Origin of the sequence: Streptomyces flaveus, assembly GCF_014647675.1 — a bacterium.
Lineage (GTDB): Bacteria > Actinomycetota > Actinomycetes > Streptomycetales > Streptomycetaceae > Streptomyces > Streptomyces flaveus.
This window is the reverse complement of sequence record NZ_BMPQ01000046.1, coordinates 30,003-55,171: the sequence shown is the minus strand read 5'-3', so window position 1 is coordinate 55,171 and position 25,169 is coordinate 30,003. Positions and strand designations below refer to the sequence as shown.

Sequence of the window (25,169 nt, the reverse complement as noted above, 5' to 3'; positions counted from 1 at the left end):
GGCGAGGTCATCAAGACGGTGCCCGAGTCGAAGATCGTGGAGACCCTGATCGACGAGGCGATGAAGATCGCCGAACAGATGCAGAAGGACGGCGTCGCGTCGGGGGATCCGGCCGTCACCGTGAGTTGAACAGCACGGACCGAGAGGGGGCCCTGGCGTGACGATTCTGGAGACCATCCGGCAACCACGCGACCTGAAGGCGCTGTCCGAGGCGGAGATCAACCAACTGGCGGACGAGATCCGGGAGTTCCTGGTGCACGCGGTGGCCAGGACCGGCGGTCATCTCGGGCCCAATCTGGGGGTGGTGGAGCTCTCCATCGCGCTTCACCGGGTCTTCGAGTCGCCCGTCGACCGCATCCTGTGGGACACCGGCCACCAGAGCTACGTACACAAACTCCTGACAGGACGTCAGGACTTCTCCAAGCTGCGCGGCAAGGGAGGTCTCTCCGGCTACCCGTCACGCGAGGAGTCCGAGCACGACATCATCGAGAACAGCCACGCGTCCACCGTGCTCGGCTGGGCCGACGGGCTCGCCAAGGCCCGCCAGGTGCAGGGGGAGAAGAACCATGTCGTCGCGGTCATCGGGGACGGCGCGCTCACCGGCGGCATGGCGTGGGAGGCGCTGAACAACATCGCCGCCGCCAAGGACCGGCCGCTGATCATCGTCGTCAACGACAACGAGCGCTCGTACTCGCCGACCATAGGCGGCCTCGCCAACCACCTCGCCACCCTGCGCACCACCGACAGCTACGAGAAGGTGCTGGCCTGGGGCAAGGACGTACTGCTGAGCACGCCGGTCATCGGGAACACGATCTACGAATCGCTGCACGGCGCGAAGAAGGGCTTCAAGGACGCGTTCGCCCCGCAGGGCATGTTCGAGGACCTGGGACTGAAGTACGTCGGGCCGATCGACGGGCACGACGTGGGCGCGGTGGAGTCGGCGCTGCGGCGTGCGAAACGCTTCCATGGGCCCGTACTCATCCACTGCCTCACCGAGAAGGGGCGCGGTTACGAACCCGCGCTCGCCCACGAGGAGGACCACTTCCACACGGTCGGCGTGATGGACCCGCTCACCTGCGAGCCGCTTTCGCCCTCCAACGGACCTGCCTGGACCTCGGTGTTCGGCGACGAGATCGTACGGATCGGGGAGGAGCGCGAGGACGTTGTGGCGATCACGGCGGCCATGCTGCACCCGGTGGGCCTGGCGAAGTTCGCGGAGCGGTTCCCCGACCGGGTGTGGGACGTCGGCATCGCCGAGCAGCACGCCGCGGTGTCCGCGGCCGGGCTCGCGACGGGCGGACTGCATCCGGTCGTCGCGGTGTACGCGACCTTCCTGAACCGTGCCTTCGACCAGCTGCTGATGGATGTGGCGCTGCATCGCTGCGGAGTGACCTTCGTGCTCGACCGGGCCGGTGTCACCGGAGTTGACGGGCCGTCGCACAACGGCATGTGGGACATGTCCATCCTGCAGGTCGTGCCGGGGCTGAGGATCGCCGCGCCGCGTGACGCCGACCAACTGCGGGCCCAGCTGCGGGAGGCGGTCGCCGTGGACGACGCACCGACGCTGCTGCGCTTCCCCAAGGAGTCGGTGGGACCGTCGATCGAGGCGGTCGACCGGGTGGGCGGTCTGGACGTCCTGCACCGGGGAGAGAGGCCCGAAGTGCTCCTGGTCGCTGTCGGTGTGATGGCGCCGGTGTGTCTCCAGGCGGCCGAGCTGTTGGAGGCGCGGGGCGTCAACTGCACGGTGGTGGACCCGCGTTGGGTCAAACCCGTCGATCCCGCGCTGCCTCCGCTCGCCGCCGAGCACCGCCTGGTCGCCGTCGTCGAGGACAACAGCCGGGCCGCCGGCGTGGGCGCGGCGGTCGCTCTCGCGCTCGGCGATGCCGAAGTCGACGTGCCCGTACGGCGATTCGGGATTCCCGAGCAGTTCCTCGCGCACGCCAAGCGCGGGGAGGTGCTGGCCGACATCGGTCTCACACCCGTCGAGATCGCGGGACGGATCAGTGCGGGACTGGCGACCCAGGAGGCGAGCCTGGCCGTCACGGAGGCCGAACTCGCCGCCAAGGAGCCCATGTCCAAGGAGAAACAGGAATGACCGCGGAACCCTCCTCGCAGTCCGGGGGCTTCGACCTCGGCAAACTACTCGCCGGGCGGGCAGGTGAACGCTACGAGCTGCACGCCCGGCACCTCAATCACCAACTCCCGCGCATGCTGCACACCATCGGCTTCGACAAGTACTACGAGCGGGCCGAGGGCGCCTACTTCTGGGACGCGGAGGGCAACGACTACCTGGACATGCTCGCCGGGTTCGGGGTGATGGGCCTGGGACGTCATCACCCCGTCGTCCGCAAGGCGCTGCACGACGTCCTCGATGCCTCGCTCGCCGACCTCACCCGCTTCGACTGCCAGCCGCTGCCGGGTCTCCTCGCCGAGCAACTCCTCATCCACAGCCCGCACTTGGACCGGGTGTTCTTCGGCAACAGCGGTACGGAAGCGGTCGAGACGGCGCTGAAGTTCGCCCGGTACGCGACCGGGAAGCCGCGCGTTCTCTACTGCGCGCACGCCTTTCACGGGCTGACCACCGGCTCGCTGTCCGTGAACGGCGAGTCCGGTTTCCGCGACGGCTTCGCACCGCTGCTGCCCGACACGGCGGTGCCGCTCGGTGATCTGGACGTACTGGAAAGAGAGTTGAGGAAGGGAGACGTCGCCGGGCTGATCGTCGAGCCGATCCAGGGTAAGGGCGTGCACGAGTCGCCGCCCGGATATCTGCGCGCCGCCCAGGAGTTGCTGCACCGGCACAAGGCGCTGCTCATCGCGGACGAGGTGCAGACGGGGCTCGGCCGGACCGGGGACTTCTACGCCTACCAGCACGAGGACGGCGTCGAGCCCGACCTGGTGTGTGTAGCGAAGGCGCTGTCCGGCGGCTATGTGCCCGTGGGTGCGACCCTCGGCAGGGACTGGATCTTCAAGAAGGTCTACTCGTCGATGGACCGCGTCCTCGTGCACTCCGCGAGCTTCGGGGGCAACGCACAGGCCATGGCCGCCGGGCTCGCCGTGCTCTCCGTGATGGAGAACGAGGAGATCGTCGCCAACGCCCGTGCCACCGGAGAGGAGTTGAAGTCCCGGCTCGCCGCGCTCGTGGACAAGTACGAGCTGCTCAGTGAGGTACGCGGCCGGGGGCTGATGATCGGCATCGAGTTCGGCAAGCCCAAGTCGCTGAAGCTGCGCAGCCGTTGGACCATGTTGCAGGCGGCGCGCAAGGGACTGTTCGCGCAGATGGTGGTCGTACCGCTGCTCCAGCGGCATCGGATCCTCACGCAGGTCTCGGGCGATCACCTGGAGGTGATAAAGCTGATTCCGCCGCTGATCATCGGCGAACGGGACGTGGACCGGTTCGTGGACGCCTTCACCGACGTGATGGACGACGCCCACAACGGCGGCGGACTGATGTGGGACTTCGGCAAGACACTCGTGAAGCAGGCGGTGGCCAACAGGTAGGTGGCGTCCCGGGGCCAGTGGGGCGGGTCAGTCGAGGAAACGCTCCCGCAGCCGCTCCCGCGTCTCCGGGGTTACGCGAAGGCCCTGCTCCAGGTAGGTGTCGACGCCGCCCCATGTCTCCTCGATCGTCTTGAACGCCGCCGCGAGGTACTCGGCGCGTGCGTCGAAGAGGGGGCTGAGCAGCTCCATCACCTCGGGGGAGTACGCCGAGGACGCGGAGCTGCTGCGCCGCACCTTGTAGCGGCGGTGGGGGGCGTTCGACTTCAGGTAGTCCGCCACGATGGCCTCGCGCTCGACGCCGAGGGCGAGGAGCGTGATGGCTATGGACAGGCCCGCGCGGTCCTTGCCCGCCGCGCAGTGCATCAGCGCGGGCGCGCTGTCCTCGGCCATCGCGTGCAGCACTCGCGAGTGCTCGGGAGTGCGCTCCTTGATGATCGAGCGGTAGGACTCGATCATCCGGTTCGCCGCCTTGCCGTCCGCGAGGATCGAGCGCAGCTGGTCCAGATCGCCGTCGCGGACCATCGTCCAGAACTCGGCGCCGTGTGCCGGATCGGTCAGCGGCAGGTTCACATTCCGTACGCCCGGCAGCTCGACGTCCTCCCCCTCCAGCTTCTTGTCCGCCTCGTTACGGAAGTCGAAGATCGTGTGCAGGCCCAGCGAGGCGAGGAACGCGGCGTCCTCCTCGGTCGCGTGCGCGAGATGGCCGCTGCGGAACAGCCGTCCGGGCGCCACGCGTCGGCCGTCCTCGGTCGGCAGGCCACCCACATCGCGGAAGTTGCGCACTCCGGCCAGTTCGGGCTCGGTCGACGGGACCTGCTGCGTCACGGGGGCTCCTCCCAGTCGGCGGCCGACGCTGTTGTCGGCGGGGCGCGCTCTCGACGATACGACATGGGTTCGTAGGCCAATCAGTTGTCCACAGGCGGTGCCGGTGCGTTGTCCACAGGCGATGCCGACGAGGTGCGGGCGCCTGCGATGATGTTGTGCTTGAGCGAGCTTGTTCGGATCTGTGAGGACTTGATGGTGGAGATCGGCAAAGACGGTCGTACGTGGCTGCTTTCGGGGCCCACGAGCAGCTATGCCCTGCGGCTCACGGACCAGGACGAGCTGCTGCATCTGCACTGGGGGCCGCGCATCGCGCTCGCGGACGCCGAGGCGCTGGCCGCCCGTCCCGGGCCGGAGTACCGGGGCTTCGAGTCCCCGCTCGACGGGCGCGAGGAGTACCCGGTCGAGGGCGGCCCTCGTTTCGTACGGCCGGCACTGTCCGTGCGTACGGACGAGCGGCGCGGTACGGAGTGGCGCTTCGAGGCGTACGAAGTGGATGAATCCGGTGAAGCGGATGGGGCTGAACTGCGGCTGCGGTTCTCCGATTCCGGGCTCGGCATCACGCTGCACTACCGGATGCGCCCCGCCTCCGATGTCGTCGAGCGCTGGGTGACCCTCGTCAACGAAGGGCCCGCCCTGGAGGTCCTGCGCGCCGACTCGGCGACCTGGACACTGCCGGAGCGCGAGGGCTGGCGGCTGTCGCAGACGCACGGGCGCTGGGCGGCCGAGTCTCAGCTCGTACGAACGGACCTTACCTACGGTGAGCAGGTCATCGGCAGTCGACGCGGGCACACCGGGCATCAGCATCTGCCGTGGGTGGCGCTGGACGTCGAGGGTACGGCGACCGAGGAGCGCGGCGAGGTGTACGGGTGCGCGCTCGCGTGGTCCGGTTCGTGGCGGATCGCCGTGGCCCAACTCCCGGACGTGCGCGTGCAGATCACCGGCGGCGCCGGGTACGACGACTCCGGACTGGTGCGGCTGGAGCCGGGGGAGAGCTTTGTCGCGCCGGTCTTCGCGGGGTTGTGGAGCGATGGCGGCTTCGGCGGGGCGAGCCGGGCCTGGCACGCGTACCAGCGGGCGTATGTGATCCCGGACGCGGACCAGGACCGGCCGGTGCTCTACAACTCCTGGGAGGCCACGGAGTTCGACATCTCCGAGGAGCAGCAGCAGGCGCTCGCCCGGCGGGCCGCGGCGATGGGCGTGGAGCTGTTCGTGGTCGACGACGGCTGGTTCGGAAAGCGCACCAGCGACCGGGCCGGACTCGGGGACTGGACGCCCAACCCCGATCGCTTCCCGGCCGGGCTCAAGCCCCTGGCGGACGACGTGCACGCCCTGGGCATGCAGTTCGGGATCTGGGTCGAGCCGGAAATGGTCAATGCGGACAGTGATTTGTATCGGGCGCATCCTGACTGGATTCAGTACCAACCAGGACGAAAGCGTACGGAGCTCCGCAATCAGCTCGTACTGAACCTCGCGCGCGAAGACGTCCAGGAATACCTGTGGGAGCAGCTTCACGGGCTGCTCTCCAGCGCTCCGATCGACTATGTGAAGTGGGACTTCAACCGCTGCTTCACGGACGCCGGCTGGCCCGGAGAGGCGTATCCGCAGCGGCTGTGGGTCGACCATGTGCACGCCCTGTACGGCCTGTTGGACCGGCTGCGGGCCGCGCACCCCGGTGTCGCCTTCGAGTCCTGCTCGGGCGGCGGCGGCCGGATCGACCTCGGCGTCATGGCGCGTACGGACCAGGTGTGGACCTCGGACAACACCGATCCGCTCGACCGGCTCGCCATCCAGTACGGCTTCAGCCAGATCCACCCGGCGCGGGCCATGGCCGCCTGGGTCACCGACAGCCCGAACAAGCAGCTCAACGACCGCGTGAGTTCGCTGCGCTTCCGCTTTGTGAGCTCCATGGCCGGGGTGCTCGGGGTCGGTGGCGACCTGACGGAGTGGAGCGACGAGGAGCTTGCCGAGGCGCGGGACTGGGTGGCGCTCTACAAGGAGATCCGGCCTGTCGTGCAACGCGGCGACCTCTACCGGTTGCGGGCGCCGCAGGGCGGGCTGAGCGCCGTGCAGTACGTCCATGAGGACCAGTCCGTCGTCCTCGCCTGGCTCCAGGCTCAGCATTACGGCGAGCCCGTGGCGCCCGTACGGCTGCGGGGGCTCGACCCGGCGGCCACGTACGAATGCCTCGAAACGGGCGAAGTGCACAGAGGTGCCGTGTTGTTGCATCACGGACTGCGGACCGGCTTGCGCGGTGACCTGGATGCGGCAGTTTTCCGTCTGCGTCGCATCTGAGAGTTGTGTCCGCATTGGGGCGCCTTCATTCCAACTCGCTCTGAAATAGGGACTCCTGAATCAGCGATGCGTGAGCAGCGTCATATTCGTGACGGTGCGCTGTCGCCATGCCCACGTAATTCAAGGGTGTTTACAAGGGATTTCAGGAAGGTGGAAGACCGGTGGTTAACGGAGGGTGACGGCGATTTCGGTCAAGGATCAAGAGAATGGGGCACATAGGAAACCCAAAGCTTGTCCCTGTGTGTCTTGGTCGCTTACGTTCGCCATCAATCCGGACGGACGCCTAATCCTGCCGCCGCCCGGAATCCGTACACCGATCCGTACACGGCAGGAGCGGGGGACCCACAGGTACAGCGCCTGTTCTGGTCTCCGGAACAGGCTTGGGGTAAAGCCGCGCGAAAGTGTGGCCGGGCATCTCCAGCTCGCACCCGACAGCTCACCTCGTAGGCGCCGGAGAGGAATTCGTCATGCCCGCGAAGGGTAAGCACCGCCGCCCGAAGTCCGCGCGTTTCACCCGCTCGATCGCTGTTGCCTCAACAGGTGGCGCCGCGCTCGCACTTCCGCTGCTGGGAGCGGCCGGCGCACATGCCGCTACTCCGCAGAGCACGCCCGCGTCTGTTCCGGACAAGGCCGAATCCGTTTCCCAGAAGGCTGTTGAGTCCGCTCCTGTCGCCACTCAGAAGAAGACCGCGACCAGGACGTACGAAGTGAGGGCGGGTGATTCTCTCTCGGGGATCGCCCGCGAACAGAATGTCAGCGGTGGCTGGAAAAAGCTCTATGAGGACAACCGTCAGGTCGTCGGCGGTGACCCGGGGCTCATTCACCCGGGCCTGAAACTGACGATCGGCAAGAAGGCCGCCGCGCCTTCCGGTGACAACGAGGCCAAGGCGCCGAAGGCGGCCGAGGCTCCCAAGGCGGCCGAGGCCCCCCAGGCGTCCGCGAAGAAGGCCCCGACCGCCAAGGCGGCTGAGGCGCCCAGCAGTTCGAGCGGCTTCAGCATGCCGGTCGAGGGTGCGACCGTCAGCACCCCGTACAAGATGTCGGGCGGTATGTGGTCCAGTGGCTATCACACCGGTGTCGACTTCGCGGCCGCGACCGGTACTTCGCTCAAGGCCGTGGGTGCGGGCACGGTCGTCTCCGCCGGCTGGGGCGGCGCGTACGGCAACCAGGTCGTCATCCAGCTCAGCGACGGCCACTACGCCCAGTACGCCCACCTTTCATCCCTTTCCGTCTCGGCTGGGCAGTCCGTGACCGCGGGTCAGGAGATCGGTCTTTCCGGTGCGACCGGCAACGTCACCGGCCCGCATCTGCACTTCGAGATCCGCACCACGCCGGACTACGGCTCGGACGTGGACCCACTGGCGTTCCTGCGCTCGCACGGCGTCTCCGTCTGACGCCACCCGCGCACCGCCGCGAGCGGATCACGTCTCCTCTCGCGCCGAAGGCCGGACCCCTGATCCCCGGGTCCGGCCTTCGGCTTGTCCGCAGGGGTCGACAGCAGCAGCGGCCAGGCGTCAAAGTGATCTGCGGCAAGCGCTTTCTATGTACCCGCGCGAGATCCGCTCGCCCTGTCGTACGCCAGCCAAGGAGACGCTTCATGACGACCCGCAGAGCCTTCGGAGCCCTGGCCGCCGGTGCCGCCCTCGCGGCCCTTGCCCCCGCGCAGACCGCGAGCGCGTCGGCGGACCACCGCCGAGGACGGCTCATCGCCCGCGACGACTTCCGGCACGGACTGGGGCAGTGGGCAACGGAGTTGCAGGACGGTGGCAGCGTCACCGCTTCCCGTGGGGTCATGGAGATCGATGTGCCGAGCGGCGTCACGGTCTGGTTCAAGCGGAAGCTCGCGGGGCCGTACGTCATCGAGTACACCGCCACACCTGTCTCCGCGGGCGGTGTCAACGACCGGGTGTCGGACCTCAACAACTTCTGGAACGCCGTCGACGTCCGCTCCCCGGACGACCTCTTCGCCACCGAACGCGGCGGCGCCCTCGACGAGTACGACTACCTCAAAACGTACTACTCGGGCTACGGCGCCAACTACAACACGACCACGCGGCTGCGCCGTTACGTCGGCCAGGCGGGCGTCCGGCCGTTGATCCACGACTACACGGAGCCCCTGCTGGTGGCGAACCGGCCCCACCACGTCCGCATCGTCTCGCACGGCTCGACCGTCCAGTGGTGGAACAACGGGCGGCTCGTCTTCGACTACGCCGACCCGGAGCCGTACACGAGCGGGCACTTCGCCTTCCGGACCGTGTGGAGCCATTTCCGGATCACGGACTTCCGGGTGTGGGCACTGCGTATTCCGAGTTGACCGAGACTTGACGCGTGGCTTATCTCACCGCCCGTCAACCCCTTCCTACGGTCGCGTAGCTCACACCGAAAGGTGAATCATGGGCCGACGTGGCAGACGATTCGAAGAATGACAACAGATCAGTGATCGGGTCGTACGTAGCGGTGGGGGACAGCTTCACCGAAGGCGTCGGCGACCCCGGCCCTGACGGGGCGCTCGTCGGCTGGGCCGACCGGTTCGCGGTGCTGCTCGCCGACCGGCGGCCCGAGGGCGACTTCGACTACACCAACCTCGCCGTACGCGGGAAGCTGCTCGACCAGATCGTCGAGGACCAGCTTTCGCAGGCCAAGGAGCTGGCGCCGGACCTGGTTTCCTTCTGCGCGGGCGGCAACGACATCCTGCGGCCCGGCACCGATCCCGACGAGGTCGCCTCGCGCTTCGAGCGTGCCATCGCCGAACTCACGTCGGCAGTCGGCACGGTGCTCGTGACCACCGGCTTCGACACCCGTGACATGCCCGTGCTCAAGCACCTGCGCGGCAAGATCGCCACATACAACGGGCATGTGCGGGCGGTCGCCGACCGGTACGGGTGTCCCGTACTGGATCTGTGGTCGCTGAAGACCATCCAGGACCGGCGGGCCTGGAACGACGACCGGTTGCATCTGTCGCCGGAGGGGCACACCCGGGTTGCGCTTCGCGCCGGGCAGGTTCTCGGGATGCCGGTGCCCGCCGATCCGGAGCAGCCGTGGCCGCTGTTGCCGCCGCGCGGGACGCTTGAGGTGCGGCGCGACGACATTCACTGGGCGCGGGAGTATCTGGTGCCGTGGATCGGGCGGCGGCTTCGGGGGGAGTCGTCCGGGGATCGGGTGGTGGCGAAGGGGAGTCTGTCGCCGGACGACATCAAGATGCGGATGCGCTCCGCTGTTTGAGGGGTTCTTTTCCCCAGCCCCGCCCCTTCCCGGCTGTATCAATTTGCGGCTCCGCCGCGTGAGGGGGCTGTGCCCCCAGGCCCCCCGCCAGGGGGTGGGGTGACAGGTCGTGTCGCGGCTGCGGGTGCGTCGTGGCTGGTCGCGCAGTTCCCCGCGCCCCTAAAAAGCCTGCGCCTGCCCGCGCCCCCAGAAAAGTTCGCGCCCTGAGCAAGTCCGCGCCCCGAAGTCCCCGCGCTCCGAGGAGCCGGGGCTCCGGGGAAGCCCGCACCCCCAACCTCCCGCGGTTTCCCTCCGGCGGGAGGGGGCGTGGGCCGGTGCGTCGTATGCCCGTCGCTTAGGTTCGGTCTCGGAGGACCCGCACCCTGTACCAGGCCAGGGTCGTATGCCCGGCCTGCGACGGGCTGACGCACCGGCCCACGGCCCCGCACCCACCACCCACCCAGGGGCGCGGGGAACGGCGCGACCAGCCACCCACACACCCGCACCCAAAAACCGCCCAACCGCCGGAGGCACCCCGCTAAACCGCCGGAGGCAGTTCGTGAGCCAAGGCCTCGTCCGCCCACTGCTGCGTCCGGGCTCGGGACACCGCGCCCTCGTACGCCGTCATCTGGACGGCCAGGCCGTCCAGGAGTGCGGTGAGGCGGAGAGCCGTGTCCATGGGGGACGGGCAGCGGAACTCGCCGGCGGCCACGCCCTCCGTGATGACTTCGGTCAGCGCGGCCTTCCACTGGCGGTCGAGGTCGCGTGTGACGTCCCGCAGTGCGGGATCGCGCAGGGCTGCTGACCAGCCCTCGATCCACAGGCGCCAGCCCTTGGCCCGGTCTGTCGGGGCGTACCAGCGGACGGCCGCTCGGAGACGGCGCAGGGCTGTGGTGCGGCGGGCGAGAAGCTTGCGCAGATGGGCGAGGTCACCCTCGGCCGCGTACGTGAACGCGGCGGCGACCAGCTTTTCCTTCGTCGAGAAGTGATAGAGCACCAGCGCGTTGCTCACCCCGAGTGCGGCGGCCACATCGGCGATCCGTACCGCCGCAACGCCCCGCGCCTCGATCTGCTCGACGGCGGCCCGCAACAACTCCTCCCGCCGCTCCTGAACGCTCAACCGAACCCTGGCCACGCCCGCAACCCTACACACGGGGCCGGACAGGCATCCGGCGTCACCGATACCACCCGAACCGTTCGGAAATCACCGGCAGTCGGTCCGCGACGATCGCGTGTGCGGCCGCCCGTGGTGTCGTGCCGTCGGCCTCCGCGCGCGTGAGCATCTGGTCGATCAGGGCCCGCATGGAGCGTCGTGTGTATGTGAACGCCTCGTCCGCGTCGGCTCCGATGTCGCCGAACAGCGTCCACCACCACCAGGCGTTGGTCCCGGAGTTGACGACGACGTCCGGCAGGACGGTGACACCGCGCGCGGCGAGCAGTTCCTCCGCCTCGGGCAGTACGGGCATGTTCGCGGCCTCGACGATCCAACGAGCCGTGATCCGCGCCTGGTTGACGGTGTCGATCGCGTACGAGACAGCCGCCGGCACCAGCACCTCGGCCTCGGTGGACAGCCAGGCGTCGCCCGGCAGTTCGAGGTCGGCCGGGCGAAGTGCCGCCGGGCGGTCGACCGTTCCGTACGCGTCACGGGCGGCCAGCAGTGCCTCGACGTCGAGTCCCGCCGGGTTGACGATCGTGCCCTTCACGTCGGCGACCGCCACGATCGTGAGTCCCGCGCGCGCGAGGAACCGTGCCGTGGCCCCGCCCATGGTGCCCAGACCCTGCACGGCCACCCTCGTCCCCGCGTACGGCCGTTTGCTGCGGTCCAGCGTCGCGAGGACGGACTCGGCCACCCCGCAGCCGCCGGCCAGCTCGTCGAGCCCGATGCCGTCCACCTCGACGGCGAAGGCGTCCGCCAGTCGCCGCCGAGCCGTCGCCTCGTCGTCGAGCAGCGGGTACACGGCCTGGATGGACGAGACGAGTCCCGCCTCGGCGGCGGCCCGGTCGACGACGTCCTGGGTGAGGCCGAGGTCCTCGCCGGTGGTCCAGAAGTTCTCGATGTACGGGCGCATGGCGCGCAGATAGCGCACGAGGATCCCGTACGCCCCGGGGTCCTGGGGATCGCAGTCGATGCCGCCCTTCGCGCCGCCCAGCGGGATGTACCGACCCTCGGGGTTGTAGTGCAGCGCCTCCTTCATGGTCATGCCACGCGCGAGTCCGGTGACCTCGTCCAACGTGCAGCCTGCCCGCATCCGCAGCCCGCCGCTGGAGACTCCGCGCACCAGCCGGTCCACGACCAGGTGCCCCTGGCGGCCGGTGACGTGGTCGGTCCAGGTGAGCGTCATCAAGGGACTGCTGTCCTGGGCGGTCATGGGGGTCTCCTCGGGAACGGGAAATCGGGAACCGGGAACAGGCAGCGGAGTCGGAGCGTTTGAGCAGCGTGGGACCGGACGCCCAGAGTGGCCCGGTGCCGGTCGGGGCCTGTTGTTGCTGAATAACCAGTCAGTATCGAAAGGGTTGTGCGGCTCTGTCAACGTGCTGAATGGATCTTCAGTACGTGCCGACGTCGTACGCGGTGGATCTCGCCGTGTCCGGCGCGGACACCGCCCTGTCATACGCCCGACCCGGCGCTGTCAGAGGCGGCGACCATAATGAAATGTCAGACCGACTCCACCTGGAGGTGCCGTGACCGGTTTCCGTCCCCTGAGCTCCGGGCTCCGTGCTCTGCGGCCCGCCGCCTTCGGCGCGGATCCGAGCGGTGAGCGCATGGAGCGCATCCGCAGATCGCCGAACTTCGCGGACGGCGTCTTCCGGAATCCGGAGGGTGCCCCCCGGCCCGACGGTGCCATGCGTGAGTTCGCACAGGCCTTCTTCCGCAAGGAAGAGCGGGTTCGCCGCGCCCCGGCGGGGACGGTGCCGGTGCACGCCACGACCCTCGCCGACCTCGCCAGGCCCCCGGCCCACGGCCTGCGGCTGACGTGGATGGGGCACTCCAGCGTGCTCGCCGAGATCGACGGCCACCGGGTGCTCTTCGATCCCGTCTGGGGCGAGCGCTGCTCCCCGGTCGCCTTCGCCGGGCCCAAGCGGCTGCACCCTGCGCCCCTGCCGCTGACGGCGCTCGGCGCGGTCGACGTGGTCGTCATCTCGCACGATCACTACGACCACCTCGACCTGCCCTCCATCAAGGCCCTGGCCGATACGGACACGGTGTTCGCGGTGCCCCTCGGCGTCGGCGCCCACCTGGAGCACTGGGGCGTCTCCCCGGACCGGCTGCGCGAGCTGGACTGGAACGAGACGACGAAGGTCGGCGGGATCTCTCTGACCGCCACGCCCGCCCGCCACTTCTGCGGGCGAGGACTGCGCAACACCCAGCACACCCTCTGGGCCTCGTGGGTCGTCGCGGGTGATGAGCACCGGATCTATCACAGCGGCGACACCGGGTACTTCACCGGATTCAAGGACATCGGCGCCGAGCACGGCCCCTTCGACGCCACGATGATCCAGATCGGCGCCTATTCCGACTTCTGGCCCGACATCCACATGACGCCCGAGGAGGGCATGCGCGCCCACCTGGACCTCCAGGGCGAGAAGCCCAGCGGCGTGATGCTGCCGATCCACTGGGCGACGTTCAACCTGGCGACGCACCCCTGGGCCGAGCCCGGCGAGGGGACGATCACCGCCGCCCGAGCGGCCGGTGCGCGGATCGCGCTGCCCCGTCCCGGTGAGCCCTTCGAGCCCACGGCCGAGACCGTGCCGTCCGAGCCCTGGTGGCGCGGCGTGGCGCACACGCCGGTCGGTGGCTGGCCGGTCGCCGAGAAGCCGGCCGCCAAGGTGGTCGCCGATACGCCGGGTGACACCGCGGAGGACACCGGAGAGCCGGAAACCGTCCCGGCAGGGTGATCGGGACGTAAGCGAGGACGGTCGGCGAGGGCCGAGGAGCGATGTGCTCCTCGGCCCTCGCCTTTTTGTGCTGACCGTTTCTGACCAGGTCTGATCGATCCGATCGTGCACAGGAACGCGCGTACGAGGGGCTTATCGGTCTGTCGTACGAACGCTCATACCAGAGCGGGACGATGCCCGCCGGACTTTGTCAACTGCCCACCGAGTGTGATGCGCTGGCGACTACTGTGAGTGGCCGCCGGGCGACGCAGGGCCGGATTTTCGGCGTGCGCGAACGGCACCGCGATGGCGCATGCCCGACTCGCAGATCCGCGGGAGCCGCAACGGCCCCGACATATCCAGTACGAGGACGTCGATGTCTCACCTTCGCGCACCGGCCGCACGCGCTGACCGCCGCGAGGGCGGGCGCCACGGGCGACCGGTCGCCCGCACCGCCCCCTCGCTGCCCGAGACCCATATACGGCCCCAGCTCCTGCGTCTCGCGGTCCTGCCGCCCATCGCGGTGGCCCTCAGCGCCAGCGCCGCCGTGCTGTTCACCGTCCGCTCGACCATGGCCAGGCCCAGCCTCACCCTGTGGATCGTCCTCGGCGGAGCTGTCGCGGTCGCCCTCGCAGGCATCGTGATCGCCGCCGTGGCCGCCGACCGCGCCGCCAGGTCCGTACGCGAGCGGGTCGGTACGCTGCGCGGCGCCAGCGCCCGTGACCAGGCCGAACTGCGCGGCCTGGTCGAGGCCCTGCGACGCGGCGACGGGCCGCCGGCACGTCGCAAGCGCCGCGAACTCGCCCCGGACGCCGATGAGTTCGACCTGCTCGCCGACGACCTCGCACGCGCCCACGACGGCGCCGTCAGCGCGGTCGTCCAGGCCTCACGGCTGTCCAGCCAGGCGGGCAGCGAGCAGAAGCTCGAGGTCTTCGTCAATCTGGCCCGGCGACTTCAGTCCCTCGTGCAGCGCGAGATCTCGGTCCTGGACGAGCTGGAGAACGAGATCGAGGACCCGGACCTGCTCAAGGGCCTCTTCCACGTCGACCACCTCGCCACCCGCATCCGCCGTCACGCCGAGAACCTCGCCGTGCTCGGCGGCGCCGTCTCCCGCCGTCAGTGGAGCAAACCGGTCTCCATGACCGAGGTGCTGCGCTCCGCCACCGCCGAGGTCGAGCAGTACTCGCGGGTCAAGCTCGTGCCGCCGATCGAAGGCACCGTGCGCGGTCACGCCGTCGCCGACGTGATCCATCTGCTGGCCGAACTCGTCGAGAACGCCACGGTGTTCTCGGCCCCGCAGACGCAGGTCCTGCTGCGCGCCAACCTCGTCACCTCCGGGCTCGCCATCGAGGTCGAGGACCGCGGGCTCGGCATGCCGCCGGCCGAACAGAACAAGATGAACACCCTGCTCGCCGACCCGGACCAGGTGAACGTCGCGAGCCTGTTGCAGGACGGCCGCATCGGGTTGTTCGTGGTCTCGCAGCTCGCGCGTCGGCACGGCATCGCGGTCCGGCTGCAGACCAATATCTACGGCGGTATCCAGGCCGTGCTCGTCATGCCGCAGGAGCTCCTCGGCGCGGAACCCGAGCAGGCGGTGGCGGGGCAGGCGGGAGCAGGGCAGGCGGGGGCCGGTCGGTCGCGGACGGTGGCGCCGGAAGCCGGTACGTCGGCCGAGGGCGTTCCGGTGTACGGCACTCCGGTTCAGGGTGTTGCGGTCCAGGGGAAGCCCGAGCACGGGACGGCGGCTCCCCATGGCGTTTCGGCTCGTGTGGCGGAGGTCCCGGTCCAGGGAACGCCCGTTCCGGTGCAGGGTGTCGTGCCGGGCGCTCCCGTAGACGTATCGCATGCGCAGCGTCAGGAAACGAGGGCGCGTCAGGAATCGACTGCACGTCAGGAGGCGACCGCGCACGGGCACCGTGGCGAGAGGCCCGCGACGTCGCGGCAGCCGCGGGATGACGCGTCGGCAGGAACGACGGTGGTGAGCGGCAGCCGTTCGGTGCCGCTCCCCGTGCGCGGCGCCGAGGCGCGGCCCAATCCGGCGGAGGCGGTGCCCGGCATCCGCTCCGACGACCGGCGGATCGTGATCGAGAACATCGCGAAGACGCTCACCTCGCCGACGCCGCGGAGCGGTGCGGTGCGCGGCACCATGGGCAAGCCCCAACTGCCCAGACGGCGCGCCCAGGAGCACATCGTGCCCGAGCTGCGCGAAGGGCCCCTGCCCCGCCCGGAGTCCGAGTTCCTCGTCGGGCACGACCCCGGCCTGATGGCGGCCTTTCAGCGGGGCATCGGGCTCGCCGAGGCCCAGCAACGGGACGCGGCGCGCAGGGACGCCGCACCCGGGAGCGCGCACGAATCACCCGAGGCGCACGCCGCGCGCGAGCCGGCGCCCGCGCCCACTCATGACTTCACCGCCCGACACGACGGAAGCACACCAGCCGGATGATCAACGCCACCCCCACTTCCACGTCCACCCACACCTCCGCTCCCACCGACGCACGTACTTCAAGGAGTCGATCCCCCATGGCGAGCGATGTGCCGACCGCCCATGTATCCGATCTCGACTGGCTGATGAGCGGCCTGGTGCAGCGCGTCCCGCACACCAGGAGCGCGGTGCTGCTCTCCTGCGACGGCTTGGTGAAGTCGGTCCATGGCCTCGACCCCGACAGTGCCGACCACATGGCGGCCCTCGCCTCCGGGCTGTACTCCCTGGGGCGCAGCGCGGGCGTCCGCTTCGGGGACGGCGGTGACGTACGCCAGGTCGTCGTCGAACTCGACTCCACCCTGCTGTTCGTGTCCACCGCGGGCTCCGGCACCTGTCTCGCCGTGCTCGCCGGACGCGAGGCCGACGCGGCCGTGCTCGGATACGAGATGGCGATGCTGGTCAAGAGCGTCCGCCCGTATCTGATGACCGCACCCAGGCAGTCCCCCCTCGGGCAGTCCCCCGTCGAGCCCTCGGCGATGAGGCCTTGAGCGTGACCGCGGCCGGGGACGGGCCCTGGCTCGATGACGCGGCCGGACGCCTCGTACGGCCCTACACGGTCAGCAACGGCCGGACCCGGCCCAGTACCGCGCTCGATCTGCTGTCGCAGATGCGGGCCACCGGAGCCACCCCTCTCGGGTACCTCGGCCCCGAGCACAACCAGGCGCTCGAACTGTGCCGGGTGCCCGTCTCGGTCGCCGAGGTGGCCGCACATCTGAAGCTGCCGGCGGCGGTCACCAAGGTGCTGCTGGCCGACCTCGTCGACTGCGGGGCGCTGTCCACCAAGCCCCCGGCCTTCCCCCACAACCCCACTGACCGGTCACTTCTGGAGGCAGTGCTCGATGGACTACGACGACAGCTCTGACCCCTTCCCCACCGCACTGAAGATCCTGGTGGCGGGAGGGTTCGGGGTAGGAAAGACCACCCTTGTCGGCGCGGTGAGCGAGATCGCGCCGTTGAGTACGGAGGAGTTGCTCACCACGGTCAGCGCCTCGACCGACAACCTCGACGGCATCGAGAACAAGGTCGAGACGACCGTCGCGATGGACTTCGGGCGTATCACGCTCGATCCGGAACATGTGCTGTACCTGTTCGGTACGCCCGGACAGGAGCGGTTCTGGTTCATGTGGGACGAGCTCTGCGAGGGCGCGCTCGGCGCGGTCGTCCTCGCCGACACCCGCCGCCTGGAGGAGTGCTTCGCCGCCGTCGACTTCTTCGAGCAGCGCGGCCTGGGATTCATCGTCGCCGTCAACGAGTTCGACGGCGCCTACCGCTACGACCCGGAGGAGGTGCGGGCGGCCATCGACCTCGACCCGGAGATCCCCATCGTGCGCTGCGACGCGCGGATCTCCAGCTCAGGGGTGCAGACCCTGCTGACCCTCGTCCGCCATCTGATCGCCCACGCGCCCACGCGCGCCCCCAGTTACGGAGCCCGCACATGAGGTACGACCCGCCGCGACCGGCCGGTCGGCTGCTGCTCACCCCCGAGGACAAGGACGCCCCCGCCCGTACGCGGCGACTGCGCCGGCTCGGTCTGGGGGAGCGGGCCGAGCCGGCCTTCGACGCCTTCGCGGACCGGCTCGCGGAGATCGCCGCGGCGCCGTACGCGATGGTCAACTTCATCGACGAGAAAGGGCAGTTCTTCGCGGGCCTGCACACTCCGGACAGTACGGGCACCGGCTGGGGTACGGGCACGGGCTCGCGTGAGCGGTCGGCCGTGATCGTCGCCGCGGACGGTACGGAGTACCGGTTCGGTCGCCACATGGCCCGCGACCACGGCTTCTGCCCCCATGTGGTGGTCCGGGGGAAGGCGCTGGCCCTGGAGGACGTCCGCGACTACCCGCGGTTCGCCGGGAATCCGGTCGTCGACGAGATCGGCATCCACTCCTATCTGGGCGCCCCGCTCACCGACCGCACGGGCTTCGTGCTCGGCACGGTGTGCGTCGAGGACGTCGAACCGAGGCCCTGGGGGATGGCGGGCCTGGAGACCATCAAGGCGATGGCGGCGGAACTCGTCGAGCGGATCGAGCTGCGGGAGAGCGGCGGGTTCTGAGCGGCGTTCAGGCCTCGGGGCCTGCAGCAGGAGGGGCCTTCATATGGAACTTCATATGGAAACGGTGTCCCCTTCGGGGAAGGTGATCCGCACTTCGTGCTCCTCCACCGCGCAGGACACCGACTCCCGCAGCACCTGGGGGTGTACGGCGTCCCGCGTCAGCGCGAGCAGCGTGACGTACACACCGTGGCCTCCCGGACGGCCGGCCGCACAACGCACGTACGGTGTCGCCGAATGCGGGCCCAAGGCGTTGGCCTCCACCGCGCGTGCGATGCCCGTGTCCTCGTCCCAGCCGTACAGCGCGACGACCGCACTGGTCAGCCCGTCCGCGGTCCGCGCCAGCGTCCAGCCCGAACCCCGCTCCGCCGTGGGCCTGGCCTCTGCGGCGACCGCGTAACCGCCCTCCCGCACCGCCACACCGGCCGGGGCCTGCACCCGGTGTACGCGGATCTCCCACGGCCCGCGCAGCACACTCGTCGTCTCGATCGGGAACTCGGCGTCGCTGCCGGGCAGTTGAGCGTGGTAGCGGGAGGCCGCCGTACGCCCGGAGCAGTGCAGCGGAAGGATCAGGCGCCGACGGGAGGCGGTGCCGTCCGGGGCGAGGAGCGCGATGTGTCCGTCCACCGTGCGCTCCCAGGCGTGCACGCCCGCCTCGGGAGCGGTGGCCGTGGAGTACCCGAACTTCGCGTAGTGCGGGTCGTCCTCGGGAGCCCGGTCGGGGGAGTTGTGATCGCTGCCGTGGTTGACCAGGCGGACGATGCCGTCGTGCTTCGTGCCGTGCAGCAGCCAGCCCGGTGCCGGGAGCGCGGTGTACTGGTCCGACTCCTCGACGGGGAGCGGCAGTTCACGCTCCGTCCACACCGGGTGGTCCGAGGGCAGCAGCAGCCCGAGGAAACCTTTGCTCGCCCAGTACGGTGACGCGGGCCCCGAGTACGGCTGCGTCATCGGCAGGAACGTGCCGTACCAGCCGAGCGGCAGCAGCCCCCGCTCGTCGGGCACCCCGCGCTCCACGAAGTGGCTCACCGCGCCGGAAGCCAGCCGGCGCGTGAGCCCCGGCGCCAGCGGGGTGCAGCCCGTGAGGGCGCCCAGCCACACCGGGGCCGTGGTGGCGAAACGGTACGTCAGGGAGCGGCCCTGGAGCACCGGCGCGCCGTCCGCACCGAAGAACTGCGGGTAGACGGCCAGGAATTGGGCGAGCCGGTCGCGGTAGACCCGGCCGCGGCCACCGCCCTCGCCGCCCGTCATCCGTGACCACAGCAGCGGGTACAGGTGCATGGCCCAGCCGTTGTAGTAGTCGAAGGCGCGCCCCTCGCCGTCGCTGTACCAGCCGTCGCCGACGTACCAGTCCTCGATACGGTCGAGCCCGGCGTCGATGTCGTCCTGCCGGTACGGTGCGCCGACCGAGGCCAGGAACTGCTCGGCCACCACCTGGTACAGCCGCCAGTGGTTGTCCCAGGTACGGCGGCCCACGAAGCCCCACAGCCAGTCCACGATCCGCTCCCGCACCTCCCCGTCCAGGCGGTCCCAGATCCAGGGGCGGCTCTCGTGCAGTCCGACGGCGATCAGGGCGGCCTCGGCCATCTGCTGGGAGCAGTCGGTGAGTTCGGGCCAGGCTTCGCCGCTGTCGCGGTCCGTGCCCGTTGTCAGACCCCGCGCGTACCGTTCTATGAGACGGGGATCCACCTCGCCGCGTGCTCCCGCGATCCGGAAAGAGGCCAGCAGAAATGACCGTGCGAAACCTTCAAGACCGTCCGACACCACACCCGACCAGGAGGTTCTCCCGGGCAGCCGGTACTGCGCGAGTCCCGGCGTCGCATAGGGCACCAGCGCCTCCAACTGCCGGTCGGCGAGCGCCTCCCAGTGCGCCCGCGTCCAGCCGGTGAGCGGCGACAGGACGCGGTCGGTGGGCGGCAGGGCCAGATGCGGTGCGGGCATGTAAGAGTCCTGACTCCTCGGGTCGCGGGTCGTTTTGAGGGTTCCGAGGAGGGATACGGCTGGATGACGCGGATAGATCAATTGAGCCGCGTTCACCTGCGATTCGCCTGCGGCGACGGCTCGGCCTGTGCACCTCGTCGACATCGGGCAGAGGCGGTGACCTTGGCTGAGCAGGTGATTGTCAGTGGGATTGGCTACGGTGCCTGCCATGCCGGATGCCGAAGACGTACGCCGTATCGCCCTCTCCCTGCCGGACACGACGGAGAAGATCGCGTGGAGCATGCCCACCTTCCGGGTCGCGGGGAAGATGTTCGCCACGCTGCCCGAGGACGAGACGTCCATCGCCGTGCGCTGCCCGAAGGAGGAGCGCGACGAACTCGCCCTGGCGGAGCCCGGGAAGTTCTGGATCGCCGACCATGAGGCGGGCTTCGCCTGGGTGCGTGTCCGGCTCGCCGCCCTGGAGGGCGACAACGAGCTGCGGGACATCCTCGCGGACTCCTGGCGCCAGGCCGCTCCGTCCCGACTTCTCGAGTCCTACCCGGAGTTGGGCCTTCCGGCAGCCGACTGAGGGTGTTGCCGGTACCGATCACAGCCCCACCCGTACCCCGGCCCTCAGAAACTCTCCGATCCGCTCCCGCAGGGAACCCGCGTCCAGCCCGTGTGCGGCCACGTGCTCATCGATCCGGCCGTAGCGGCGCAGCTCACGGCGGCCGACACCGAGGCCGAGTACCCGGTGCGGGAGGTCCGCGAGGGCGTCGTTCGCGGCGGAGGTCGACGTGCCGGCCAGGTACGGCTCGACGAGGACGACATCGGTGCCGGCCGTCTCCGTGGCGCGGCGCAGGGCGGCCGCGTCGAAGGGCCGTACGGTCGTCGCGTACAACACGGTGACATCGAGCCCCTCGGTGGCCGCGAGCACCGCGTCGAGCACCGGCCCGACGGCGAGGACGACACCGGCGCGCCCCTCACGGACGGTCAGAAATCGCGACCCGTCGACCGGCAGGGCCTCCGCGTTGGACTGCACCGACAGCCGTACGTACACCTTGTCGTCGCCCGCCGCGACCGCGTGCCGCAGCAGCGTCTCAGCCTCGTCCGGGTGGCCAGGGACGTGTACGGTCCAGCCGTCGAGCGTGTCGAGCAGCGCCACATCGCCGGGTGCCATATGGGTGTACCCGCCCGCGGGCCAGTCGAAGGAGGCGGCGGCGCTGACCAGCACCGCGCCCACGCCCTGGTGCCCGAGATCCAGCTTGACCTGCTCGAAGGGCCGCTCGACCAGGAAGCTGGCGAAGGTGTGTACCACGGGCCGCAGCCCGGCCAGTGCCAGGCCGGCACCCGCGCCGACCAGCAGCTGCTCACGGATGCCGACGTTGATCACCCGGTCCGGATGCCGGATCTGCGCCTCCTCGAGATCGGCCATACCGATCTCGGCGAGAACCACCGCGACGCGCGGATCCTCGTCGAGCAGCCGCGAGACTACGGGGGCGAAGCGGTCACGCATGGTGTCCATGTGGAACTTCCCTTCTGTGGTGATGGTTGAGGGATCCGGTGGTACTGCCTGAGAGATCCGGGTCTCAGGCGGACTTGGGCTCGACCCGGGCGATGACCACCCGAGGCCGACCGGGATGCGGCGCGGTGAACGCTTCGTACAAGGCCTCGTGGTCCCGCCCGTCGACGCTCTCGACGGACCAGCCCGCGGCCTCGAACCGCGCCGCGATCCCACCCGGCCGGGCATGGCTGGCGGAGGAGTTGTCGATCACCACGGTGTGCAGCCGGTCGAGCCCGGCAGGCCCGGCGTACGCGATCGCCTCGTGGTTGCTGCCCTCGTCCAGCTCGGCGTCCCCGACCAGCACCCACACGGCGGGCTCGTGCAGCCCTTGGGCCCGCAGCCCCAGCGCCGTCCCGACCGCGATCGGCAGCCCGTGCCCGAGCGAACCGCTGCCGATCTCGGCGCCCGGCACCAGCACCCGGTCCGGATGGTGACCGAGGGGCGAGTCGTACGAGCCGAACCCCGGCAGCCACTCCACCGGTACGAAACTCTTGGCGGCGAGCACCGCGTAGTACGCCATCGGCCCGTGCCCCTTGGAAAGCAGGAACCGGTCCCGCTCCGGATCGTCCATCCGCTCCGGCGTGACCCGCAGGACCCGGTCGTAGAGCACCCAGAGCGCGTCGAGGGTGGACGTCGCCGCGGGCCCGTGTTTCTCGTCCCCGCTCATCAGGCTCATCAGCCCGGACAGGTCCTCGTACGTGTATCGCCGTTCCGCTGTCTTGGTCATGCCGACGATCGTGCAACCTCAAGCATGATTGAGGTCAAGCGGTGTCGTCCGGCATAAAGGCGTGCGCGATCACCGGTTGGAGTGCGGTATTGTTTCCATGCACGTTCGATCAGGGAAACCCCAGGTCACAACGGGCATCGGGACGTGGCGCAGCTTGGTAGCGCACTTGACTGGGGGTCAAGGGGTCGCAGGTTCAAATCCTGTCGTCCCGACCAGCTTTGATGCAGGTCGGAGGCCGTTCTCTCGTTTACGGGAGGACGGCTTTTCGCGTACCTGGAGGGCTGGTGGTCGCAGTGTGGTCGCGGCCCGGGGCTGGGGCCGGTTCGCGGTGGCACAGAAGCCGGGCCGAGTGGGGGAGCGGAGCCGGTTGACGGCTTCGCGGAGCCGCTGGATGTGGTCGCGCGGTGATCGCAGTCGCGTCTGCCGGGACTGCCGCTCGGCCTTCTGTTCGGCCCGCGTGAGGGTGTGCTCGATGGTGTCGACGGCTTCGCGGGCGGCTTGCCGGGTGAGGTGGCTGTAGATGTTGGCCGTGGTGGACAGGGTGGAGTGGCGCAGGGTCTTGGAGACCACGGTGAGGGGGACGCCGGCGGTGATGGTGAGGGTGGCGGCCAGGTGGCGCAGGTCGTGAACGGTCACCCGGGGGACGCCGGCTTCGTCGGAGAGTTCCCGGAGCCGGTCGAGGACGGCTCTGGGCCGCAGTGGGCGGCCGTCGGGCCGGCAGAAGACCAGTCCTCTGAAGGGAGCGCCCAGGTCGGTCTGGGTGCGGGCGCTGGAGCGGGCCCGGTGCCGGAGGGCGGCGGCGACGCGGGGGGAGATGGCCACCCAGTTCTTGCTGGAGCGGGTCTTGGGCGCGGTGATGACGAGCCGGTGCGATCGCGGAGAGCGTGCAGCGCACGTAGAGCACGCGTTCGGTCAGGTGGACGTCGTCCCAGTGCAGGCCGAGGGCCTCGCCTTTGCGCAGGCCGGTGCCGATGAGGAACTCGAACAGGTCGGCCATGTCCGGATCGGCGTGGTGGCAGTGCTGGAGGAACCGGACCGCCTCGGTGGCGGTCCAGATCCGGCGCTCCGGCGCTCCGGCGCTCCGGCGCTCCGGCGCGGGCGGTCGCCGCAGGGCCGGCGGGCTGGCCGGGTTGTGGGCGAGGCGGTGCTGGAGGACGGCGTCCCCCAGCGCGCTGGACAGCGTGGCCAGGCACCGGTAGAGGGTGGTGCGGCCACGGCCGGCGGAGAGCTGGCCGGTGACGAAGGCGGTGATGTGCCGGTGCCTGAGTTCGTCCAGCCTGAGGCTGCCGAAGGCGGGGACGAGGTCGTTGTGCACGTAGTCGCGGTAGCGGGCCATGGTGGTCGGCTTGAGGACCAGCGCCTTGGCTGTCAGCCAGGTGTGGAGGTAGTCGGCGACGGTCTGGTTCGGGTCGGCGTTGAAGCCGCCGGCCTCGCCCTCCAGGAACGTCCGCAGCGCGGCCTCGGCGTCGTTGTGGCTGGTGAAGCCGCCTCGCCGGACGGTGGTCCGGTGGCGGGCTGGGGCGGGAACGTCGACGGCGAAGGTCCACGTCCCGTGGTGATGGTCGGTGAGCAGGCGGGGGCAGTGTGCTCCGAGCTGGCGGCGGTGGGTGTCTCGGCAGCCGCACCTGCGGTAGACGCGGCCGCGGTCGGCGGTGGTACGCATGAGGATCGCCTCCCGGAGGCGCAGGAAGGGCCGACACTCCCAGTCTCGTGCGACCACATGCGACCACCATCCGCCCGTGCTTGCCGCGACCAGTACGTTTCCCTTGGTTGGGTGCCAAGGGCGGCCTGGGGGCAGCCCGTAGCGGTGACGCGCTGCGGCCCGGTGGTGGCCGGGCCGCGGCGAGGACATGACCGACGGGATCAGGTGCCGGTGAGGGAGATGGCCACGTCCGTGATGTTCAGAGGGAACTTGGCCTTGGCGGCGTCGGTGGCCACGAGGGTGGCTTGGCCGGTGAAGACGTTGATGGTGTAGAGGGAGGGCGTGCCGGCTCCAGAGGGGGTGAGGGTGGCGAAGGCGGTGTTGTCGACCGTCTTGCCGCCCGACAGGGTGCTGAAGATGTCCATGCCTGCGTTGATCCCGGCATCGATGCCGAGGTTGCCGGTCGGGGCGAGCGTGCCGTTGTTGGCCGGGGACTGGATGACGACCTGGTCGGTGGTCGTGTTGATGTCGAACAGCGTGGTCGCGGTGGTCCCGTCGAGGTCGTTGTTCGTGTAGGCAGCGGCGGAGACGCCCTTGGTCGTGCCCTCGATCGGCGGGGTGGTGAGGTTCAGGTCCTGGATGGTCGTGTGGTCGTTGAGGTTGTGCCGCAGATTCTGGCCGTTGTCGCTGATCACGCGCAGCCGGTCGGCCGCCGGGTTGAAGTCGACGCCGAAGTTCGTGCCGTTCAGCGCGTACTGGAGCTGGGACACCTTGGTGACCACGACGTCCTGGGTGCCCGTCGGGATCTTGATCGTGTAGATGCCGCCCTTGTTGCCCACGCCGTACATCAGGCCGTTCTGCACCCGGAAGTCGATGCCGACCAGGCCCGTGTCGCCGCTGAGGCCGGTGATGGCCCTGACCCAGTTGAGTACGTCCGGTCGGTCGGTCGTGAACGTGGCCATCAGGGTGCCGTCACCGGTGATCCCGAAGGCGCGCAGGCTGGGGGTGGCGGCGGGGGCAGCCGAGCCGGTGCCCGGCGTGCCGAGCATGAGCGCCGTCGACGTGACCATGACCGCGACCGCCGCCATGATTCTCTTT

21 protein-coding genes, 1 tRNA gene, 2 pseudogenes and 1 riboswitch are annotated in these 25,169 nt (G+C 69.7%); of the genes and pseudogenes, 15 read left to right on the top strand and 9 right to left on the bottom strand.

Annotated features, from left to right (window positions below; translation table 11 throughout):
• From IEZ21_RS43475 to IEZ21_RS43465, 3 genes and pseudogenes are all read left to right on the top strand, one after another.
• Window positions 1–129 (top strand): annotated as a pseudogene (locus IEZ21_RS43475) (flavodoxin-dependent (E)-4-hydroxy-3-methylbut-2-enyl-diphosphate synthase); the annotation flags it as partial.
• Window positions 130–157: 28 nt separating this feature from the next.
• The gene (gene dxs / locus IEZ21_RS43470; protein WP_189327324.1) at window positions 158–2,095 is read left to right on the top strand and encodes a 1-deoxy-D-xylulose-5-phosphate synthase; all 1,938 of its coding nucleotides are present in this window, start codon (window positions 158–160) and stop codon (window positions 2,093–2,095) included.
• Window positions 2,092–3,498, top strand: a complete 1,407-nt coding sequence (locus IEZ21_RS43465; RefSeq protein WP_189327323.1) for an aspartate aminotransferase family protein — start codon at window positions 2,092–2,094, stop codon at window positions 3,496–3,498. Before dxs ends, IEZ21_RS43465 begins: the two co-directional genes overlap by 4 nt.
• Window positions 3,499–3,525: 27 nt before the next feature.
• Here the strand turns inward: IEZ21_RS43465 and IEZ21_RS43460 are convergent, their stop codons facing one another.
• Window positions 3,526–4,323 (bottom strand): tyrosine-protein phosphatase, encoded by a 798-nt coding sequence (locus IEZ21_RS43460; RefSeq protein WP_189327322.1) that lies wholly within the window; start codon window positions 4,321–4,323, stop codon window positions 3,526–3,528.
• Window positions 4,324–4,515: 192 nt separating this feature from the next.
• Between IEZ21_RS43460 and IEZ21_RS43455 the strand changes: the two genes are divergently transcribed.
• The 4 genes from IEZ21_RS43455 to IEZ21_RS43440 all read left to right on the top strand — a co-directional run bounded on the left by IEZ21_RS43455 (window position 4,516) and on the right by IEZ21_RS43440 (window position 9,837).
• A complete protein-coding gene (locus tag IEZ21_RS43455; RefSeq protein ID WP_189327328.1) occupies window positions 4,516–6,615 on the top strand; it encodes an alpha-galactosidase in 2,100 nt (699 codons plus the stop codon).
• Window positions 6,616–6,916: 301 nt separating this feature from the next.
• Window positions 6,917–7,080: riboswitch (cyclic di-AMP (ydaO/yuaA leader) on the top strand.
• 2 nt (window positions 7,081–7,082) lie between these two features.
• A complete protein-coding gene (locus IEZ21_RS43450) occupies window positions 7,083–8,009 on the top strand; it encodes a M23 family metallopeptidase (protein WP_189327321.1) in 927 nt (308 codons plus the stop codon).
• 203 nt (window positions 8,010–8,212) lie between these two features.
• On the top strand, window positions 8,213–8,929 hold the full coding sequence (locus tag IEZ21_RS43445; RefSeq protein WP_189327320.1) for a DUF6250 domain-containing protein: 717 nt from the start codon (window positions 8,213–8,215) through the stop codon (window positions 8,927–8,929).
• Window positions 8,930–9,051: 122 nt separating this feature from the next.
• Window positions 9,052–9,837 (top strand): SGNH/GDSL hydrolase family protein, encoded by a 786-nt coding sequence (locus IEZ21_RS43440; RefSeq protein ID WP_033329369.1) that lies wholly within the window; start codon window positions 9,052–9,054, stop codon window positions 9,835–9,837.
• 517 nt (window positions 9,838–10,354) lie between these two features.
• On the opposite strand, the gene IEZ21_RS43435 is transcribed toward IEZ21_RS43440, so the two are convergent.
• Both IEZ21_RS43435 and IEZ21_RS43430 read right to left on the bottom strand, forming a co-directional pair.
• On the bottom strand, window positions 10,355–10,951 hold the full coding sequence (locus IEZ21_RS43435; protein ID WP_189327319.1) for a TetR/AcrR family transcriptional regulator: 597 nt from the start codon (window positions 10,949–10,951) through the stop codon (window positions 10,355–10,357).
• Between the two features lie 40 nt (window positions 10,952–10,991).
• Window positions 10,992–12,185, bottom strand: a complete 1,194-nt coding sequence (locus IEZ21_RS43430; RefSeq protein WP_189327318.1) for a glutamate dehydrogenase — start codon at window positions 12,183–12,185, stop codon at window positions 10,992–10,994.
• A 313-nt stretch (window positions 12,186–12,498) separates the two neighbouring features.
• Between IEZ21_RS43430 and IEZ21_RS43425 the strand changes: the two genes are divergently transcribed.
• The 6 genes from IEZ21_RS43425 (at window position 12,499) to IEZ21_RS43400 (ending at window position 18,224) form a co-directional block, all read left to right on the top strand.
• On the top strand, window positions 12,499–13,713 hold the full coding sequence (locus IEZ21_RS43425) for an MBL fold metallo-hydrolase (protein WP_189327317.1): 1,215 nt from the start codon (window positions 12,499–12,501) through the stop codon (window positions 13,711–13,713).
• Between the two features lie 355 nt (window positions 13,714–14,068).
• Window positions 14,069–16,135, top strand: coding sequence for an ATP-binding protein (locus IEZ21_RS43420; protein WP_189327316.1), 2,067 nt, complete (start codon window positions 14,069–14,071; stop codon window positions 16,133–16,135).
• Between the two features lie 77 nt (window positions 16,136–16,212).
• Window positions 16,213–16,662 carry a roadblock/LC7 domain-containing protein gene (locus tag IEZ21_RS43415; RefSeq protein ID WP_033326993.1) on the top strand — a complete coding sequence of 150 codons (450 nt, stop codon included), beginning with the start codon at window positions 16,213–16,215 and terminating at the stop codon, window positions 16,660–16,662.
• Window positions 16,663–16,664: 2 nt separating this feature from the next.
• The gene (locus IEZ21_RS43410; RefSeq protein WP_033326991.1) at window positions 16,665–17,036 is read left to right on the top strand and encodes a DUF742 domain-containing protein; all 372 of its coding nucleotides are present in this window, start codon (window positions 16,665–16,667) and stop codon (window positions 17,034–17,036) included.
• A complete protein-coding gene (locus IEZ21_RS43405; RefSeq protein ID WP_189327315.1) occupies window positions 17,014–17,613 on the top strand; it encodes a GTP-binding protein in 600 nt (199 codons plus the stop codon). Before IEZ21_RS43410 ends, IEZ21_RS43405 begins: the two co-directional genes overlap by 23 nt.
• Window positions 17,610–18,224 (top strand): GAF domain-containing protein, encoded by a 615-nt coding sequence (locus tag IEZ21_RS43400; RefSeq protein ID WP_189327314.1) that lies wholly within the window; start codon window positions 17,610–17,612, stop codon window positions 18,222–18,224. Before IEZ21_RS43405 ends, IEZ21_RS43400 begins: the two co-directional genes overlap by 4 nt.
• A 51-nt stretch (window positions 18,225–18,275) precedes the next feature.
• Here the strand turns inward: IEZ21_RS43400 and IEZ21_RS43395 are convergent, their stop codons facing one another.
• Complete coding sequence (locus IEZ21_RS43395; protein ID WP_189327313.1) at window positions 18,276–20,159, bottom strand: DUF2264 domain-containing protein; 1,884 nt, start codon at window positions 20,157–20,159, stop codon at window positions 18,276–18,278.
• Between the two features lie 208 nt (window positions 20,160–20,367).
• Here IEZ21_RS43395 and IEZ21_RS43390 point away from each other — a divergent pair, with 208 nt between their 5' ends.
• Complete coding sequence (locus IEZ21_RS43390; protein ID WP_189327312.1) at window positions 20,368–20,727, top strand: MmcQ/YjbR family DNA-binding protein; 360 nt, start codon at window positions 20,368–20,370, stop codon at window positions 20,725–20,727.
• Window positions 20,728–20,745: 18 nt separating this feature from the next.
• On the opposite strand, the gene IEZ21_RS43385 is transcribed toward IEZ21_RS43390, so the two are convergent.
• Window positions 20,746–21,663: a transketolase family protein gene (locus IEZ21_RS43385; RefSeq protein ID WP_189327311.1), complete on the bottom strand. Its 918-nt coding sequence runs from the start codon at window positions 21,661–21,663 to the stop codon at window positions 20,746–20,748.
• A 64-nt stretch (window positions 21,664–21,727) separates the two neighbouring features.
• Window positions 21,728–22,429 (bottom strand): thiamine pyrophosphate-binding protein, encoded by a 702-nt coding sequence (locus tag IEZ21_RS43380; protein ID WP_189327310.1) that lies wholly within the window; start codon window positions 22,427–22,429, stop codon window positions 21,728–21,730.
• A 138-nt stretch (window positions 22,430–22,567) separates the two neighbouring features.
• Between IEZ21_RS43380 and IEZ21_RS43375 the strand changes: the two genes are divergently transcribed.
• Window positions 22,568–22,644 (top strand) — tRNA-Pro (locus IEZ21_RS43375).
• On the opposite strand, the gene IEZ21_RS48200 is transcribed toward IEZ21_RS43375, so the two are convergent.
• The 3 genes and pseudogenes from IEZ21_RS48200 to IEZ21_RS43365 form a co-directional block, all read right to left on the bottom strand.
• Window positions 22,607–23,251 carry a tyrosine-type recombinase/integrase gene (locus IEZ21_RS48200; protein ID WP_246568800.1) on the bottom strand — a complete coding sequence of 215 codons (645 nt, stop codon included), beginning with the start codon at window positions 23,249–23,251 and terminating at the stop codon, window positions 22,607–22,609. The genes IEZ21_RS43375 and IEZ21_RS48200 overlap by 38 nt on opposite strands.
• 475 nt (window positions 23,252–23,726) lie before the next feature.
• Window positions 23,727–24,092: pseudogene (locus IEZ21_RS49040) on the bottom strand (hypothetical protein); the annotation flags it as partial.
• Window positions 24,093–24,292: 200 nt separating this feature from the next.
• Window positions 24,293–25,159 (bottom strand): DUF4394 domain-containing protein, encoded by an 867-nt coding sequence (locus IEZ21_RS43365; RefSeq protein WP_189327309.1) that lies wholly within the window; start codon window positions 25,157–25,159, stop codon window positions 24,293–24,295.
• Window positions 25,160–25,169: the final 10 nt, after the last annotated feature.